This window comes from Brevundimonas albigilva (genome assembly GCF_023573565.1).
Lineage (GTDB): Bacteria > Pseudomonadota > Alphaproteobacteria > Caulobacterales > Caulobacteraceae > Brevundimonas > Brevundimonas albigilva.
The window spans coordinates 2,590,409-2,606,607 of record NZ_CP097649.1 but is presented as its reverse complement, the minus strand read 5'-3'; the positions used below and the strand labels follow the sequence as shown (position 1 = coordinate 2,606,607).

Here is a 16,199-nt window from a genome sequence, read left to right as displayed (position 1 = left end):
GTAGGCGGGCCTGATAGACCAGCCACATCGTCCGCGCATCCCCCGCGGCGCGCTAATTCAGCCGGCTCCACTCCAGCGCGTGGACCCGATCCCGGCCCAGGGCGGCGGCCATCGGCGGGGCGGCGAACAGGCCGGCGATGGCGGGATCGCGCACGTTCAGCCCGCCCGTGAAGGCGCCGAAGGCCGGCAGGATCAGCCGCGACCCGTCGGTGACGAAACAGGCGCGTCGCACCCCCCGGCCATAGGCGGCCACCCGCGCGCAGGGGTGCAGGTGACCCGCCACCTCGCCACGGCGGTCGTCGTCGGCGCTGAGGGCCTCGGGTTCGTGGACCAGGCGCAGCCCGCCCAGCGAAAGGTCCCCGACGATCCGGCCCGGCAGGCGGCCCGCCGCATCGGCGTCTCGCGCCAGCGCCTCGCGGTCGTGATTGCCTTCCAGCCACAGCCAGTCGCGGCCCTCGGCCAATCGGTCCAGCCGCGCGCGGTCGTCGGCCGCCATGCGGGGAATGGCCCGCGTGTCGTGAAAACTGTCCCCCAGCAGGATCACGGTCGCCGGGTCCAGCGCCGCGATCTCGGCCTCCAGCCGGTCCAGGGTCGCGCGGCTGTCGTAGGGCGGCAGCATCTGGCCGCGCATGGCGAAGGCCGAGCCCTTCTCCAGGTGCAGGTCGGCCGCCACCAGCGCCCCGTGCGCCGGCAGCCACAGCGCGCCGGAACAGCGCAGCACGCAGGCCTCGCCCGCGACCAGCACGCTCAGCGATCCGCAGACCTTGCGGGCCAGGCTCTGGCGCAGGGCGGCGTTCATGCGGACGGCTCCATCACCTCGGCGATCAGGGCTTCGGCGCTCTCGTCCAGGATCATCTCGGCGGCGTCGCCGCCCACCCGCTCGCGCCCGATCTGCACCAGCACCGGCACGCAGAAAGGAGACGGTCGGCTCAGCGGCTGATGGCGGATGCGCCCCTCGATCCGCGCCAGCATCTGGCCCAGGCGCGCCACGTCCAGCAGGCCCGAGGCGGCGTCGGCGCGGGCGGTCTTGAGCAGCAGATGGTCGGGCTGATGGCGGCGCAGCACGTCGTAGATCAAGTCGGTGGAAAAGGTCACCTGCCGCCCCGTCTTCTCGGCGCCCGGCTGGCGTCGCTCGATCAAGCCCGAGATCAGGGCGCAATTGCGGAAGGACCGCTTCATCATGAAGCTTTCGTCCAGCCACGCCTCCAGGTCGTCGCCCAGCATGTCGGGCTGGAACAGGGCGTCCAGGTCGATGTCCCCCATCGGCTTGATCGACCAGATCGCCAGCGCATAGTCGGTGACCACGAACCCCAGCGGCCCGACGCCCAGGCGGTCCAGCCGCCGGGTCAGCAGCATGCACAGGGTCGTGTGCGCCAGCCGCCCCTCGAACGGATAGGCGACCAGGAAGTGCCGGCTGCCGCGCGGAAAGGTCTCCACCAGCATCGATTCCGCATCGGGGATGACCGAGCGCGCCTCCTGAAGCTCCAGCCATTCCTGCACGTCGGGCGGCAGGACGCGCCAGTGATCGCGGTCCTGCACCATGTCGCGCACCCGGTCCGCCAGCGAGGTCGACAGCGGGAACTTCGATCCGCCCCACGACGGGATCTTGGGCTCCTTGTCGCTGGCGTGGGTGACCAGGGCGTCGGTTCCGGTGATGCCCTGGAAGGCCCAGACCTGGCCGGCGAACAGGAAGGTGTCGCCGGGCGTCAACTGTTCGAAATACCATTCCTCGGCCTCGCCCACCTTGCGGCCGGCGATCCAGGCCCGCGTCCCGCCGCCGCCCCGGCGCGAGGCCACCCGCACGTTCAGCGTCCCGGCCGAGACGATGGCGCCCACGTTCATCCGGTGCCGCTGGGCGATGTGCTGGTTGCGCACCTTCCAGCGCCCATTCTGTGTACGGACGATCCGTGCGAAACGGTCGTAGGTGCGAAGGGCGTAGCCCCCGGTGGCGACGAAATCGACCACCTCCTCGAACTGCTCCCAGGTCAGGTCGCGATAGGGGCCGCAGCCGACGATCTGTTCGTACAGCTCGACCATGTCGAACGGCTCGGCGCAGGCCACGCCCATGACGTGCTGGGCCAGGGTGTCCAGGGTGCCGATATGCACCGGCTCCCAGTCGAAGGCGTTGGCGGCCACCGCCTCGCGCGCGGCCTGGCATTCCAGCATCTCGAACCGGCTTGCGGGCACCAGCAGGGCGCGGCTGGGCTCGTCCAGCCGGTGGTTGGCCCGGCCGATCCGCTGGACCAGCCGGCTCGACCCCTTCGGCGCCGCCATCTGGATGACCAGGTCCACGTCGCCCCAGTCGATGCCCAGGTCCAGGGTCGAGGTGCAGACCACCGCGCGCAGGTCGCCGCGCGCCATCGCCGCCTCGACCTTGCGCCGCTGCTCGGCGGCCAGCGAGCCGTGATGCAGGGCGATGGGCAGGTCGTCGTCGTTGATCGCCCACAGCTGCTGGAACACGAACTCGGCCTGCCAGCGCGTGTTGACGAAGATCAGCGACAGCTTGGCCCGCTGCAGCGCCGCATAGACCTCGGGCACGGCGTGCTGGCCGGTATGCCCCGCCCACGGCACCTTGCCCTCCGAGATCAGCACGTCGATCTCGGCCGCCGCGCCGGGATCGCCGCGGACCAGACGGACGAACCCTCCTTCCTTCCCCCCTTGCGGGGGAAGGTGGCTCGCGAAGCGAGACGGATGGGGGGTGTCGACGCCGCTGTCGGACAGGGACAACGAACCCATTGACGACGGAATTCCCCCGACAGCCCCCCCATCCGAGCCGCTTCGCGGCCCACCTTCCCCTGCGAGGGGGGAAGGGCGTCCCGGGCTCAGCCACGCCCGGATCAGATCCGGATCCTCGATCGTCGCGCTCAACCCCACCCGCCGCATCTGCGGCGCATAGGCCTGCAACCGCCCCAGGCCCAGCGACAGCAGGTCGCCGCGCTTGCCGCTCCAGATGGCGTGGACCTCGTCCAGGATCACGCACTTCAGGTCCGCGAAATAGGACCGCCCCCCCTCCCAGGCGCAGAACAGCGCCAGCTGTTCCGGCGTGGTCAGCAGGATGTCGGGCGGGAAGTCGCGCTGTCGCTGGCGCTTGGACTGTTTGGTGTCGCCGGTGCGGCTCTCGACATGGATGTTCAGCCCGATCTCGCGGATCGGCGCCGTCAGGTTGCGCTCCACATCCACCGTCAGCGCCTTCAGCGGCGACAGATACAGGGTGTGCACCCCCGACCCCGGCCCGCTCTCGGGCTTAGGCCCGCGTTCGGCCAGGTCGATCAGGCTGGGCAGAAACCCCGCCAGCGTCTTGCCCCCGCCGGTCGGCGCCACCAGCAGGGCGTGCGCCCCGTCCCGCGCCGCCTGCACCATCTCCAGCTGATGCCGCCGGGGCGCCCAGCCGCGCGACGCGAACCAGTCGGCGAACAGCGGCGGAAGGTCCGTCATCCGCTCCACGGCGCCAGCAGCCGGCAACCGCTGTGTTCGAAATGGCGGACGTTGCGCGTGACGATGGTCAGATCATGGACAAGGGCCGTAGCGGCCAAGAGCTCATCGGTGAGGCCGACGTTCACGCCCGCTGAACGATAGGCCTCCGCGAGCGGAGCCCATCGCTCGACGACAGCGAGGTCGACGGCCACCAACCGGTCGCCATACTCGGCCACGATCCCGTCGATCCTCGCCTGGAGCAGCGCGCCGCGCGGGTCCGATCCCAGGCGCAATGCGCCCCGCCGCATCTCGCCGACGGTGAGGACGCTGACATTCAGCCGATCGTCGAAGTCGTCGTCCGGCGAGCCCACCGATGCGAACCACTCCATGAACCCCGCGTTCGGCCGCGACCTCAGCGTTTCACTGATCGCGTTCGTATCGAGCAGAAACCTCAAAAAGAGAAATCTCGAGCCGGCCGCCGGTCGCGTTCGATCTCGACATCGTCGAGACGCGGACCCGTCAGCAGCCACTCTTTGAATGTGGGCTTGCGCTCGGACAGCCGACGAAACTCGGCTTCTGACAGAAGCATGTAGCGTCCCCGCCCTTCGACAGGGACGGCTTGCGGCCCCTCCTCGTCGACCTTGGCGGCCAGGGCGGTCAACCATTCGTCGTTGGAGACGATCTTGTTCATGGCGCCCAGCCTACTGCATTTCGTTCGCCCGAACCAGATGTTCCCGTTCCGTTTCATCCCGCCCGGCGCTATCTATCGGCTGTGTCCGACGAATCCGTCATCGCCCCGTCCGTCCACAGCGCCGCCGACGCCGCTGTCGGCCCGTGGACCGACCTGCCGCCCGCCCTGGCCGTGCCGCCGGGCGCCGGGGCCGTGTGCGACGAGGCGGGCGCGCGGCGGATCGGGCGGGGCGCCGCCGAAGGACTGTTCACCGGCGGCCGCGTCCTGGTCGCCCACGCCAGCCTGACCGCGCGCCGCCTGGGCCTGCAGCCGCCGGCGCGCTCGCCTGACGTCATGGACGTGCTGGAGCTGTTCGCCTTCGTCCGCCCGGCCCGCTTCTGCGCGCCGTCGCCGACCGGCCTGGCGCTGGGGCTGGGCCTGGCCGAGCCGAAGTCGGTCGAGGCGCAGGCCGAACGGCTGCACGAGGCGGCGACCCTGCTGCTGAAGGAGTTGGCCGCCCCCGCCTATCCGGGGCGGGAAGAGGCCTACGCCCTGGCCCTGACGCTGGAGCGCGCCGGCTGGGCCTGGGGCGCGGCGGCGGTGCGGGCGCTGGAGCGGGGCGGCTTGCGCCAGAGGCAGCATCGCGGCGCCGGCCTGGACGTCTGGTCCCGCCTGACCGAATGGGAGGACGAGGCCCCGCGCGGCGAGGCGGGGTCCGCGCCCGTCGATTCCGAATCCGCCCGCATCCGTCTGGACAAGCTGCTCCAGGCCTCGGGCCTGGACGAGACCCGCCCGACCCAGTCCGACTACGCCGCCGAGGCCGCCTTCGCCTTTTCGCCGCGGAACGAGGAGGGCCGGCCCCGCGTCCTGCTGGCCGAGGCCGGCACCGGCACGGGCAAGACCCTGGGCTATCTGGCGCCGGCCTCGCTGTGGGCCGAGCGGAACCAGGGCGCGGCCTGGGTTTCGACCTACACCCGCGCCCTGCAGCGCCAGATCGACCGCGAGAGCGGCGCCGTCTGGCCCGACCCCGCCGAGCGCAGGAAGAAGGCCGTGATCCGCAAGGGGCGCGAGAACTATCTGTGCGTCCTCAATCTGCAGGACATGGTCCAGGCGGCCCAGCTGGGCAACGGCGACCTGATCGGCCTGGCGCTGGCGGGCCGCTGGGCGATCCACAGCCGCGACGGCGACATGACCGGCGGCGACTTTCCCGGCTGGCTGCCCAGCCTGTTCGCGGTCGCGCCGTCCCAGCAGGCGGGGCCGGCCAATCTGGTCGATCGACGGGGCGAGTGCGTCCACGCCGCCTGCCCCCACTACCGCGCCTGTTTCGTGGAAAAGACCATCCGCGCCAGCCGCAAGGCCGACCTGGTCATCGCCAACCACGCCCTGGTCCTGACCCAGGCCGCCTTCGACGGCGCCCGCTCGGCGCGCGGCCAGCAGCAGGATGGCGAGACGGCGGCGCTGAAGCGAATCGTCTTCGACGAGGGCCACCACCTGTTCGACGCCGCCGACAGCGCCTTTTCCGCCTGCCTGTCGGGCCAGGAGGCGGCCGAGCTGCGCCGCTGGATCCGCGGGCCGGAAGGGCGCGGCCGCCGCGGGCGCGGTCTGGAGCAGCGTCTCGGCGACCTGACCGGCGGCAACGAGGCCGCGGCCAGGGCGCTTCAGGACGCCATGCGCGCCGCCGCCGCCCTGCCGGGCGAAGGGGTGTCGGGCCGCATCGCCCCCGCCTCGGGCGAGGTCAATCCCATCGGCCCGATCGAGGCCTTCCTGGCCTCCGCCCTGGACCAGCTGCGCGCCCGCACCGCCGACACGCCCTATGGCGGCGCCGAGTTCGGCATGGAATGCGCGCTCAAGCCCGTGACCGAGCCGGTCGCCGAGGCCGCTCGTGCCGCCGCCCGGGCGCTTGCCGCCATCGAGGCGCCGCTGCTGACCCTGGCGCGCACGCTGGAGGACATCCTGGACGACGAGGCGGCCGAGCTGGACGGCTCTCAGCGCTCGCGCATCGAGGGCGCCCTCCGCGGCCTGGACCGGCGCGCGCGCATGACCCTGCCGGGCTGGCGCTCCATGCTGGCGGCGCTGGAGGAGGCGGGCGCCGAACCCGATCCCGACTTCGTCGACTGGCTGTCGGCCGAGACCGCCTTCGGCCGCATCCACGACGTGGCCCTGCGTCGCCACTGGATCGACCCGACCGTGCCGTTGGAGGCCGCCGTCATCGTGCCGGCCCACGGGGTTCTGGTGACCTCCGCCACCCTGTCCGATCCGTTGCAGGACGATCCGTTCGACCTGGCCCGTCTGCGCACCGGCTCGGCCCGGCTGATCGAGCCGCCGCGCACCCTCAAGGTCGACAGCCCCTTCGACTACGCCGCCAACAGCCGGGTCATCGTCGTCAACGACCTGGCCAAGGACGACCCGCGCCAGACCGCGGCGGCGATGCGCGAACTGTTCCTGGCCGCCGGCGGCGGGGGCCTGGGCCTGTTCACCGCCATCCGCCGGCTGAAGGCGGTCTATGAACGGCTGGGGCCGGACCTGGCGCGGGCCGGCCTGCCCCTCTACGCCCAACACGTCGATCCGCTGGAGGTCGGCGCCCTGGTCGACATGTTCCGGGTGGAGGAGAACGCCTGCCTCCTGGGCACCGATGCGGTTCGGGACGGTGTGGACGTGCCCGGCCGATCGCTGCGCGTCCTGGCCTTCGACCGGGTGCCCTGGCCGCGCCCCGACCTGCTGCACAAGGCGCGGCGCGAACGGCTGGGCGGGAAAGGCTATGACGACGCCATCGCCCGCGCCCGCATGGCCCAGGCCTTCGGCCGCCTGATCCGCCGCGCCGACGACAAGGGCGTCTTCCTGATGCTGGACGCCGCCGCCCCCACCCGCCTGTTCGCCAGCCTGCCCCCCGGAACCGAGGTCCAGCGCCTGGGCCTGGCCGAGGCGGTCGAACAGGTCCGGGATTTCCTGGGCGGTTGAGGGAGCGTTCTCCTCTCCCCATCATGGGAGAGAAGGCGGAACCAGAACGGCGAACCGCCCCTTTTCGTCATCCTCGCCCTCGTGGCGAGGATCCAGACTCCCGGTGTCCAACGATTGGGCGCGCTGCGGCGAAACCGGGAGTCTGGATCCCAGGGACAAGCCCTGGGATGACGGGTGTAGGAGGACGGCGGGAATGCGAGATTGAATCCGCTAAGTATCCTATCGCCGCTGGTACGATCCCAACGATTCCTGCGGCTTGTCGGATTCTCGCGCCCTTTAGCCCGCCTGACCTGAAAACCGTGCCATGCTTTCCTCGTCCCGTCGCACCGGAGGGCTCGTAAGGCCTGCGACCTTGCGGCGGCGGGAGCGGAGGAAGCGGGGGCGGGTCTGGAACGGCCCGCGCCGCCTCGCCGGCCGGCGCACCGGACGCGCGAGGCGGAGGGTCGAGGGGGATACTCGGCCGCACCCGGACGGTTCTCGCAGGAGCCGCCGGCCCGCCGCAGGCTTATGGGGTTAGGCGATAAGACCGCCACCACTCGGCGCCCCGAGCTTGCAGGCCAATCCTTCGCGCGGAGCGTCCAGCCTTCGTCGAAACGGTACACACATCACAGAACTCCGGGCGAAGGCCCGGCGCTCCGCCCGGCCCTCCACCCTCGCGCGAAGCGCGGGGACGATCCTGCCTGTCCGGCGTTGAAGGCGCGCTGCCGCTCGTCTTCCGATCTGCTATGGACCTCGCATGACCGACCGTTCCTCCGCTCCGCGCCACAGCCGCTGGGGCCTGTATGCGCCCTTCGTGATCGTGCTGGGCCTGCTGGCCGCCTGGACCGTCTGGTGGTTCATCCTGGCCCATCAGGTCGAAGGACGGCTGGAGCAGCAGGCCGAACGCCTGCGCCGGCAGGGGTGGGACGTCCGATACGCCGACGCCTCGGTCACCGGCTGGCCCTTCCGGGCGCGCGTCGCCGCCCGCCATGTCAGCCTCGCCGCGCCGTCCGGCCACGCCGTCGCCCTGCCGGAGCTGGTCGCGGAGGCCAACGCCTATCAGCCGACCAAATGGGTCCTGGTCGCGCCGGACGGGCTGACCCTGGACCGGGCTGGAAAGGGCAAGGTCGCGGTCAGGGGCGACGCCGTTCGGATGAGCGTCAGCGGCCTGGATCACCGCTGGCCCGACCTGGCGTTGGAACTGGTCAACCCCGTCTTCACCGCCCATCCGGACAGCGAGCCCTTCCCGGTCGCGCGCGCGGCGCGGTTCGAATTCTACGCCCGGCCCCACGTCGTCGGCGACCAGGCGACGACCGACGACCTGGACGTGATGGCCCGGCTGCTGGACGCGCGGGGCCGGCCCGACGGCGCGGTCGAGGGCTTCGCCCAGCAAGGTCAGCTGACGGTCGAGATCGAGGCGGTGATCGGCAGGGCCTCGACCCTGTCGGGCGGCGACCCGGCGGGGGTGTTCGCCGCCTGGACCCGCTCGGGGGGGACCTTCCGCAACGTGCGCGGGGAACTGAAGGCCGGCGACAGCGAGGCGACGCTGAGCAGCGACCTGCTGCGCGCCGACGCGGACGGCCGCCTGGTCGGATCGGTGGACTTCCAGGCGCGGCGTCCGGGGCCGGCCATCGCCGGCCTGGCGGGATCGCAGGCCGGCCCGGTCGACCAGGCCGGCGCCGCCGGGGCGGCGGCGACCACGGGCGCGGCCTCGGCCGGGTCGCCGGACGACCTGCCCCTGACGCTGGTGTTCCGCGACGGGCGCGCCTGGCTGGGGCCGTTCCCGATCGCCCCGGCGCCCAAGCTGTTCTGATGCTGCCGGAACCCCGGATCGACGCCCAGCGCGCCGCGCTGGAGCGCGCCCTGGTCGAGGCGGCGCGGGCGCGCCTGGCGGCCGGCCCCTGGCCTTCGCCCGATGCGGCGGCCCTGGCGCTGCGTCCGCTGCTGACGGGCTCGGGGACCACGGACGCGGTGCTGAAGGCGATGGCGGGCCGGATCGACGCGGCGACCGGGCGGCCCCTGGTGGTCTGCGGCGGCCTGGCCCAGGCCCTGGCGGCCGACCGCTACGGCCTGACGGCCCGGCCCCTGGCGGTGACGGAGGCGGCGCTGAAGGCGGTGGAGGACGGGGGCCGCGCCCTGATCGACCTGACCCACGACCGACCCTGGTGGGGCCGGCTGCTGGCCCGCCCGGATCTGAGGATCGTCGCCGCCCTGCCGGACGACCGCCAGGGTCGCCCCCGGGCGCTGATGGTGTCGGGCCAGACGCCCGGCCCGACCGGCGACGACCGCAGCTTCTGGGTCACCGACAGCGGCTGGAGCGACGGCCGGATCGTCCAGGCCCTGTCCGATGTCGGCCTGGCGGCCGAACCGCTGGCGGCGTCCGGCGGCTTGAAGCTGTTCACGCTGGCGGGCTATGTGCAGGCCGAGGACGGGCGGCTGGACGGCGCGCCCGGTTCGTTGAGCGGCGTGATCGGCGCCGCGCCCCTGTTCTGATTTCTTCGAGGCTATCATGACCGACGCGACCGCTGGCGGCCCCACGCCCAAGCCCGGCATCCTGGACATCGCCCCCTATGTCGGCGGCAAGTCGGCCATCGCCGGCGTGGCCGAGCCGATGAAGCTGTCGTCCAACGAGAACATGCTGGGCGCGGGCGAGAAGGCGCGCGCGGCCTATGAGGCGGCGGTTCGCAACATCCACGTCTATCCCGACGGCCGCGCGACCAAGCTGCGCGCCGCCGTGGCCGAGACCCACGGGCTGGAGCCCGAGCGGCTGATCTTCGGCAACGGCTCGGACGAGGTCTTCGCCCTGCTGAACCAGACCTATCTCCAGCCCGGCGACAACATCGTCACCGGCCAGTACGGCTTCCTGGCCTACCGCATCAGCGCCAAGGCCTGCGAGGCCGAGGTCAGGCTGGCGCCCGAGCCGAACTACAAGGCCGAGGTCGACGCCCTGCTGGCCCAGGTCGATGATCGGACGAAGATCGTCTATGTCTCAAATCCGTCCAACCCCACCGGCAGCTGGAACTCGGGCGAGGAGATCCGCCGCCTGCACGCCGCCCTGCCGGACCACGTCCTGCTGGTGGTGGACGAGGCCTATGCGGAATACGTCACCGAGCCGGATTGGGAGACCAGCTTCGGCCTGGCCCGCGACGCGGCCAACATCGTCGTCACCCGCACCTTCTCCAAGATCCACGGCCTGGGCGGCCTGCGCATCGGCTTCGGCTATGCGCCCCTGGCCGTCGCCGAGGCGGTCGACCGCATCCGCCTGCCGTTCAACGTCTCGGTCCCGGGGCTGGAAGCCGCCACAGCCGCCCTGTCGGACGAGGCGCACCAGACGGCCTCGCGCGAGCTGATTTCCGCCTGGAAGCCGCGCCTGACCCAGGCCATCCGCGGCTTCGGCCTGGAGGTCCTGCCCAGCGCCGGAAACTTCGTCCTGGTGATCTTCGACAACGCCGAACGGGCGACGGCGGCCAACGACTACCTGAACGCCAAGGGGATCATCGTGCGTCCCGTCGGCGGCTACGGCCTGCCCCAGGCGCTGCGCATCACCATCGGCACCGAAGACCAGAACCGCGCCGTCATCGACGCGCTGAGCGAGTTCGCGGCGGGCTGAAGCCTCAGCCCGCGAACCGGGCGAAGGCCTTCACCACCTGCTCGTAGGCCGGGCGCTTGAACGGCACGATCAGGTCGCAGGCGTCCGACAGCGGGCCCCAGCGCCAGGCGTCGAACTCGATGTCGGCGTCGGCGCCCAGGTCGATCTCGCTCTCGTCGCCGACGAAGCGATAGGCGAACCACTGCTGCTTCTGGCCCTTGAAGCCGCGCCAGGCCTTGGCGTTGTCCATCGCCTCGGGCGGGAAGTCGTACAGGATCCAGTCCTCGGTCCGGCCCAGCGGCTCCACCGAGGTCACGCCCGTCTCCTCGCGCAGCTCGCGCCGGGCGGCGGCCTCCAGGTCCTCGCCCTTGTCGACGCCGCCCTGCGGAAACTGCCAATTGTGCGGGCCGGGCGTGGCGTGGCGCTGGCCGTACCAGACCAGGCCGTCGCGGTTGAACAGCACCACCCCGACATTGGGGCGGTAAAGCTCCAGATCGGCCATCAGCGCCCGGGCCGCATCGTCATGGCCGAGGCGGGCGCCAGCTGCAGGCCGCGCTGCTCCAGGCCCGCGGTCCAGCGCGCGGCGGTCTCGACCGTCACCGGATAGCTGAAGCCGGTCCCCAGCGCCGAGCCCCGGATCTTGGCCTGGGCCTCCAGGCTGTTCAGGGCGGCGATGACGGCGGCGGGCGACTGCGTCTGGTCGATGATCTTGTCGGCGCTGGCGCGGGCCCAGGCGCCCGGCCGCCGCTGGAACGACCCGTCGTCCAGGAAGGCGATCCCATGTTGGCGCAGCACGCTCAGGAAGGCGCCCATGCCGGCGTCCGAGGCGGCGAAGCGGTCGCCCAGATAGTTCGTCACGCCGAAATAGCCGGTGGCGCGGCCCAGCAGCCAGTCCATCTTGGCCTTGACGTCGTCCGGGCCGCCGCTGGCCAAAAGGGTGTAGGGGCCGGGATCGTTGTCGGGATAGCCGCTGGGCTCCATCGGCATTTCCAGCATGACCTCGTGGCCCTGGGCGCGGGCCTGGTCGATCCACCCCTGCAGGTTTTCGGCATAGGGCACGAAGCTGAGGGTCACCTCCGGCGGCAGGCGTTCGATGGCCGCGCGGGTCGTGACGGCGTTCAGGCCCAGCCCGCCGACGATCAGGGCCACGCGCGGCTTGCCGTTGGGGCGGAACGGACGGGCGTAGGCCTGGGCCGGCACGCGGCCGTCGGGCGCGATCACCGGCAGCGGCCCGCTGGGGCCGTTCTGGAACAGGCCGGCGATGGGGGCCTTGGGCAGGGGCGAGGCGGCGTGGACCGGCACGGAATAGTTCGTCCCGCCCGCCACGCTGGCCCCGTCGGGCAGGGTGATCAACGCCTCGCCGCCGGCCGCCGGGCTCAGCGGGTCGGCCCCGGCCAGGTCCTGATACAGGCCCATTTGTCCGGCCGAGAAGGCGTCGTAGCCGCTGGGGGGCGCCGCCTCGGGGGCCGCCTCGCGCTTCAGGGCGATGCGCGCCGAGGGCGCGCCTGCGCGGGGGTCGCCCAGAACCGTCAGGAACAGGGCGCTGGTCGCCAGCAGGAAGACGCCGGCCAGGCCCGCGATCACGGGCGGCTTTCTCAACACATGGCCCACCGAGCGCGCGGCGAACTTGCGCCGCGGGCGCGGCGGCGCGCCGGCGGCGGCGGCGAGGACGGACTGACGTTTGGCGAACATGGGCAAGAGACGGACCGGCGACGGATTCCTTCGCCCTCATCATCGCGCGGGGCCGGTTAAGAAACCCTAACGGCGGGTTCACCATGATCGGCGCTATCGGCGGCTGTCACGGATCGTGCGTTGACCTGGCGGCGTTCGATCTCTTCACATGGCCGTCTCCCCGTCCGGTCAGAGCCTGCCCAGAGGAAACGCCCATGATGAGCCCCGCCGCCGACGACGCCCTGCGCGACGAAGTCCGACTGCTGGGCGGCATCCTCGGCGACGTCATCCGCGAAGAGGGCGGCCAGGCGCTGTTCGACCATGTCGAGGCCGTGCGCCAGGCCTCCATCGCCTATCACCGCGATCCGGCCTCGCATCCGGCCAAGCGGCTGGAGCGGCTGCTGGGCGAGCTTTCGGTGGAACAGGCGGCGGGTCTGGCCCACGGCTTCGCCCTGTTCTCGCTTCTGGCCAACATCGCCGAGGACCGGGCCACGCGCCGTCGCGCCCAGGACCAGGCCGAGGCCGGCGCCCGCGCCGACACGCCCGAAGGCGCGCTGAAGCGGCTGGCCGACCAGGGCGTGGACCGCGAGGCGGTGCGGGCCCTGCTGGACGAAGCCCTGGTCTCGCCGGTCCTGACCGCCCACCCGTCCGAGGTGCGCCGCAAGAGCGTCATCGACCGCATCGCCGCCATCAGCGACCTGCTGGACGCCTGCGACCGGGCCGGCGACGCCTGCACCCCCGCCGCCGTGTCCGAGCCGCTGCGCCGCCAGATCGTCATCCTGTGGGCCACGCGCCTGGTGCGGTCGCAGGGCCTGGTGGTGCAGGACGAGATCGACACCGTCGTCTCCTTCCTGGAACGCATCTTCCTGCACGTCGCCCCGCGCCAGCTGGCGGCCTGGCGTCGGTTGCTGGAGGCGCCCGGGCTGCAACCCTTCCTGCGGGTCGGCACCTGGGTCGGCGGCGACCGCGACGGCAATCCCAACGTCGACGCGACGGTGCTGGCCGCCGCCTTCCGCAGCCAGGCGCGCGCCGTCCTGGCCTTCTATCTGGACGAGGTCCACGCCCTGGGCGCCGAGCTCAGCCTGGCCGCCGAGCTGGCCGCGGTGTCGCCGGAACTGGCGGCCCTGGCCGACGCCGCCCACGATCCGTCGCCGCACCGCGCCGACGAGCCCTATCGTCGCGCCCTGACCGGCATCTACGCCCGGCTGGCGGCGACCCACGAGGCGCTGGCCGAGGCGCCGCCGCCGCGTCGTCCGTCGGTCAGCGGCGAAGCCTACGCCGGCCCCGACGCCTTCGAGGCGGACCTGAAGGTGCTGCACGACAGCCTGGTGTCGCACCACGGCGGCGTCTTCGCCCAGGACCGGCTGACCGACCTGATCACGGCCGTCGAGATCTTCGGCTTCCACATGGCCACCCTGGACCTGCGCCAGAACTCGGACGTGCATGAGCGGGTCGTCGGCGACCTGCTGAAGGTCGCCGGGGTCTGTCCCGACTATTCGGGCCTGGACGAGGAGGGCCGGCTGGCGGTCCTGGCCGGCGAACTGCGGTCCGCCCGCCCGCTGTTCTCGCCCTACGCCGACTATGCGCCCGAGACGCTGAAGGAGCGCGCCATCCTGCAGGCGGCCGCCGCCGCCCTTGCCGCCTTCGGGCCCCAGGCGATCCGCACCCACATCGTCTCCAAGACCGACGCGGCCTCGGACCTGCTGGAGGTCTATCTGCTGCTCAAGGAGGTCGGCCTCTACCGGCCCGAGGACCCGGCCGCCTGCCCGGTCCAGGCCGCGCCGCTGTTCGAGACCATCGAGGACCTGCGCGCCGCCCGCCCGACGCTGGAACGCCTGCTGCAGGAGCCCGCCGCCCTGGCCGTCGCCCAGGCGCGGGGCGTCCAGGAGGTGATGATCGGCTATTCGGATTCCAACAAGGACGGCTCCTATCTGACCTCGGGCTGGGAGCTGCACGAGGCCTCGCGCGCCCTGGTGGGCGTCACCCAGTCCCACGGGCTGAAGCTGCAGCTGTTCCACGGCCGCGGCGGCACGGTCGGGCGGGGCGGCGGATCGGCCTTCGCCGGCGTGCTGGCCCAGCCGGAAGGCACCGTCCAGGGCCGCATCCGCACCACCGAACAGGGCGAGGTCATCGCCAACAAATACGGCGAGCCCGAGATCGCGCTGCGCAACCTGGACGCCCTGACCTGCGGCGCCGTCCTGGCCTCGCTGGGCCACGGCCGCGACCAGGAATACACCGCCGAGCACGGCGCCCTGCTGTCGGACCTGTCCTCGGCGTCGATGGCCGCCTATCGCAAGCTGGTCTATGAGACCGAAGGCTTCGTCGACTACTACCGCGCGGCCACCCCGATCGCCGAGATCGCCGATCTGAAGATCGGCTCGCGCCCGTCGTCGCGCACAGCCTCGACCCGCATCGAGGACCTGCGCGCCATTCCCTGGGTCTTCAGCTGGTCGCAGAGCCGGGTCATGCTGCCCGGCTGGTTCGGCTTCGGTTCGGCCGTGCAAGGCCGCGATATGGCCGAGCTGAAGGCGATGGCCGAGGCCTGGCCCTTCTTCAAGACCCTGGTCCAGAACATGGAGATGGTCATGGCCAAGGCCGACATGACCATCGCCCGCCGCTATTCGACCCTGGTGGAGGACGCCTCCCTTGCGGCGCGCATCTACGGAGAGATCAAGGCCGAGTGGGAACGCACCCATGCGGCGGTCCTGGCAATCACCGGCCACGATCACCTGCTGGGCGGCCAGCCCGAACTGCACCGGCTGATCCGCCTGCGGATGCCCTATGTCGAACCGCTGAACCACGTCCAGATCGAGCTGATCCGCCGCCGCCGCTCGGGCGACGAGGACCCCCGCGTTCGCGAGGGCATACTGCTGGCCATCAACGGCGTGGCGGCGGGCCTCAGGAACAGCGGCTGATCACAGCCATTTCGACCGCTTGAAGGTGACGTACAGGGTCAGGCAGACCGCCGCGATCAGCGCCAATACATAGGCGTATCCGTAGCGCCAGTGCAGCTCGGGCATGAACTGGAAGTTCATGCCGTACACGCCGGCGATGGCCGTCGGCGCGGCCAGGATGGCGGCCCAGGACGCCAGCTTGCGGGTGATGACGCCCTGGCGCTGCTGCTCCAGCAGATTGGCGACCTCGAACACCGACGACAGGATGTCGGTCAGGCCGTTCAGCCGGCTGTTGACCCTTTTCACATGGTCGGAGATGTCGCGAAAATAGGGCCGCACGTCCGGGTCGATGCACGGCAGGTCCAGCGACTGCAGCTTGCCGGCGACCTCCTCCATCGGCCCCATGATGCGGCGGAACTTCAGCAGTTCGCGGCGCAGGGTGAACAGCCGCCGGATCTCGGCGCGGCTGAGGAAGGCGTCCAGCGTCTTCTGCTCCATCTCCAGCACGCTGTCCTCGGAGGCGTCGACGATCGGGACGTAGGCGTCGACCACATAGTCCAGCACCCCGTGCAGGACATAGTCCGGTCCGGCGCGCAGCTGGGCCGGCGAGGCCTCCAGCAACTGGCGCAACGCCGTATGGGTGCGGGCGGAGCCGTGGCGGATGGTGATGACGTGGTCTTCGCCGACGAAGATGTGGGTCTCGCCGTAGTCGATGCGATCGTCGACCTTCTGGGCCGTGCGGGCGACCACGAACAGTTCGTGGCCATAGACCTCGACCTTGGGAATCTGGTGCGCCGCCAGGGCGTCCTCGACGGCCAGCGGGTGCAGGCGGAAGCGCCGGACCAGCACGTCCAGCTCCTCGCGCGTCGGATCGACCAGGCCGGTCCAGACGAATTCGTCCGGACCCAGCGCCAGCCCCTGGGGCGTCAGCGGCGCCTCTCTCAGGCGCTGGCCGTCCTTGTAAACGTAGGAGGCGACGACGGGCATTCGGGTCTCCGGCTGCGACGATCCAGCCTTAAGGCCC

Annotated in this window: 12 protein-coding genes; 5 read left to right on the top strand and 7 right to left on the bottom strand. The window is 71.7% G+C overall.

What is annotated here, in order from left to right:
• Positions 1-52: 52 nt before the first annotated feature.
• The 4 genes from pdeM to M8231_RS12895 are packed head-to-tail and all read right to left on the bottom strand — an operon-like array spanning position 53 to position 4,105.
• Positions 53-799 carry a ligase-associated DNA damage response endonuclease PdeM gene (pdeM, locus tag M8231_RS12910; RefSeq protein WP_250201639.1) on the bottom strand — a complete coding sequence of 249 codons (747 nt, stop codon included), beginning with the start codon at positions 797-799 and terminating at the stop codon, positions 53-55.
• Complete coding sequence (locus M8231_RS12905; RefSeq protein ID WP_250201638.1) at positions 796-3,435, bottom strand: ligase-associated DNA damage response DEXH box helicase; 2,640 nt, start codon at positions 3,433-3,435, stop codon at positions 796-798. Before M8231_RS12905 ends, pdeM begins: the two co-directional genes overlap by 4 nt.
• A complete protein-coding gene (locus M8231_RS12900) occupies positions 3,432-3,869 on the bottom strand; it encodes a type II toxin-antitoxin system VapC family toxin (RefSeq protein WP_250201637.1) in 438 nt (145 codons plus the stop codon). The genes M8231_RS12905 and M8231_RS12900 overlap by 4 nt, the downstream gene beginning before the upstream one ends.
• Positions 3,866-4,105, bottom strand: a complete 240-nt coding sequence (locus M8231_RS12895) for a hypothetical protein (RefSeq protein ID WP_249749604.1) — start codon at positions 4,103-4,105, stop codon at positions 3,866-3,868. The genes M8231_RS12900 and M8231_RS12895 overlap by 4 nt, the downstream gene beginning before the upstream one ends.
• Positions 4,106-4,186: 81 nt before the next feature.
• On the opposite strand from M8231_RS12895, the gene M8231_RS12890 reads away from it, so the two are divergent.
• The 4 genes from M8231_RS12890 (at position 4,187) to hisC (ending at position 10,631) form a co-directional block, all read left to right on the top strand.
• Positions 4,187-7,042: an ATP-dependent DNA helicase gene (locus M8231_RS12890; protein ID WP_431307106.1), complete on the top strand. Its 2,856-nt coding sequence runs from the start codon at positions 4,187-4,189 to the stop codon at positions 7,040-7,042.
• A 736-nt stretch (positions 7,043-7,778) separates the two neighbouring features.
• The gene (locus M8231_RS12885) at positions 7,779-8,834 is read left to right on the top strand and encodes a DUF2125 domain-containing protein (protein WP_249749605.1); all 1,056 of its coding nucleotides are present in this window, start codon (positions 7,779-7,781) and stop codon (positions 8,832-8,834) included.
• Positions 8,834-9,514 (top strand): hypothetical protein, encoded by a 681-nt coding sequence (locus tag M8231_RS12880; protein WP_250201636.1) that lies wholly within the window; start codon positions 8,834-8,836, stop codon positions 9,512-9,514. Before M8231_RS12885 ends, M8231_RS12880 begins: the two co-directional genes overlap by 1 nt.
• A gap of 16 nt (positions 9,515-9,530) precedes the next feature.
• On the top strand, positions 9,531-10,631 hold the full coding sequence (gene hisC / locus M8231_RS12875) for a histidinol-phosphate transaminase (RefSeq protein ID WP_250201635.1): 1,101 nt from the start codon (positions 9,531-9,533) through the stop codon (positions 10,629-10,631).
• Between the two features lie 4 nt (positions 10,632-10,635).
• On the opposite strand, the gene M8231_RS12870 is transcribed toward hisC, so the two are convergent.
• On the bottom strand, positions 10,636-11,112 hold the full coding sequence (locus M8231_RS12870; protein WP_250201634.1) for an RNA pyrophosphohydrolase: 477 nt from the start codon (positions 11,110-11,112) through the stop codon (positions 10,636-10,638).
• Positions 11,112-12,302 carry a divergent polysaccharide deacetylase family protein gene (locus tag M8231_RS12865; RefSeq protein ID WP_250201633.1) on the bottom strand — a complete coding sequence of 397 codons (1,191 nt, stop codon included), beginning with the start codon at positions 12,300-12,302 and terminating at the stop codon, positions 11,112-11,114. Before M8231_RS12865 ends, M8231_RS12870 begins: the two co-directional genes overlap by 1 nt.
• Positions 12,303-12,496: 194 nt before the next feature.
• On the opposite strand from M8231_RS12865, the gene ppc reads away from it, so the two are divergent.
• Entirely contained in the window at positions 12,497-15,196 is a 2,700-nt protein-coding gene (gene ppc / locus M8231_RS12860) for a phosphoenolpyruvate carboxylase (protein ID WP_348521880.1), read from the top strand.
• Here the strand turns inward: ppc and M8231_RS12855 are convergent, their stop codons facing one another.
• Entirely contained in the window at positions 15,197-16,162 is a 966-nt protein-coding gene (locus M8231_RS12855) for a magnesium and cobalt transport protein CorA (RefSeq protein WP_249749611.1), read from the bottom strand.
• Positions 16,163-16,199 lie beyond the last annotated feature (37 nt).

Excerpts from the sequence above, each read along its gene's own strand:
- pdeM (WP_250201639.1), bottom strand. The coding sequence starts at position 799 with ATGAACGCCGCCCTGCGCCAGAGCCTGGCCCGCAAGGTCTGCGGATCG.
- M8231_RS12905 (WP_250201638.1), bottom strand. The coding sequence starts at position 3,435 with ATGACGGACCTTCCGCCGCTGTTCGCCGACTGGTTCGCGTCGCGCGGC.
- M8231_RS12895 (WP_249749604.1), bottom strand. The coding sequence starts at position 4,105 with ATGAACAAGATCGTCTCCAACGACGAATGGTTGACCGCCCTGGCCGCC.
- M8231_RS12885 (WP_249749605.1), top strand. The coding sequence starts at position 7,779 with ATGACCGACCGTTCCTCCGCTCCGCGCCACAGCCGCTGGGGCCTGTAT.
- M8231_RS12880 (WP_250201636.1), top strand. The coding sequence starts at position 8,834 with ATGCTGCCGGAACCCCGGATCGACGCCCAGCGCGCCGCGCTGGAGCGC.
- hisC (WP_250201635.1), top strand. The coding sequence starts at position 9,531 with ATGACCGACGCGACCGCTGGCGGCCCCACGCCCAAGCCCGGCATCCTG.
- M8231_RS12870 (WP_250201634.1), bottom strand. The coding sequence starts at position 11,112 with ATGGCCGATCTGGAGCTTTACCGCCCCAATGTCGGGGTGGTGCTGTTC.
- M8231_RS12865 (WP_250201633.1), bottom strand. The coding sequence starts at position 12,302 with ATGTTCGCCAAACGTCAGTCCGTCCTCGCCGCCGCCGCCGGCGCGCCG.
- ppc (WP_348521880.1), top strand. The coding sequence starts at position 12,497 with ATGATGAGCCCCGCCGCCGACGACGCCCTGCGCGACGAAGTCCGACTG.
- M8231_RS12855 (WP_249749611.1), bottom strand. The coding sequence starts at position 16,162 with ATGCCCGTCGTCGCCTCCTACGTTTACAAGGACGGCCAGCGCCTGAGA.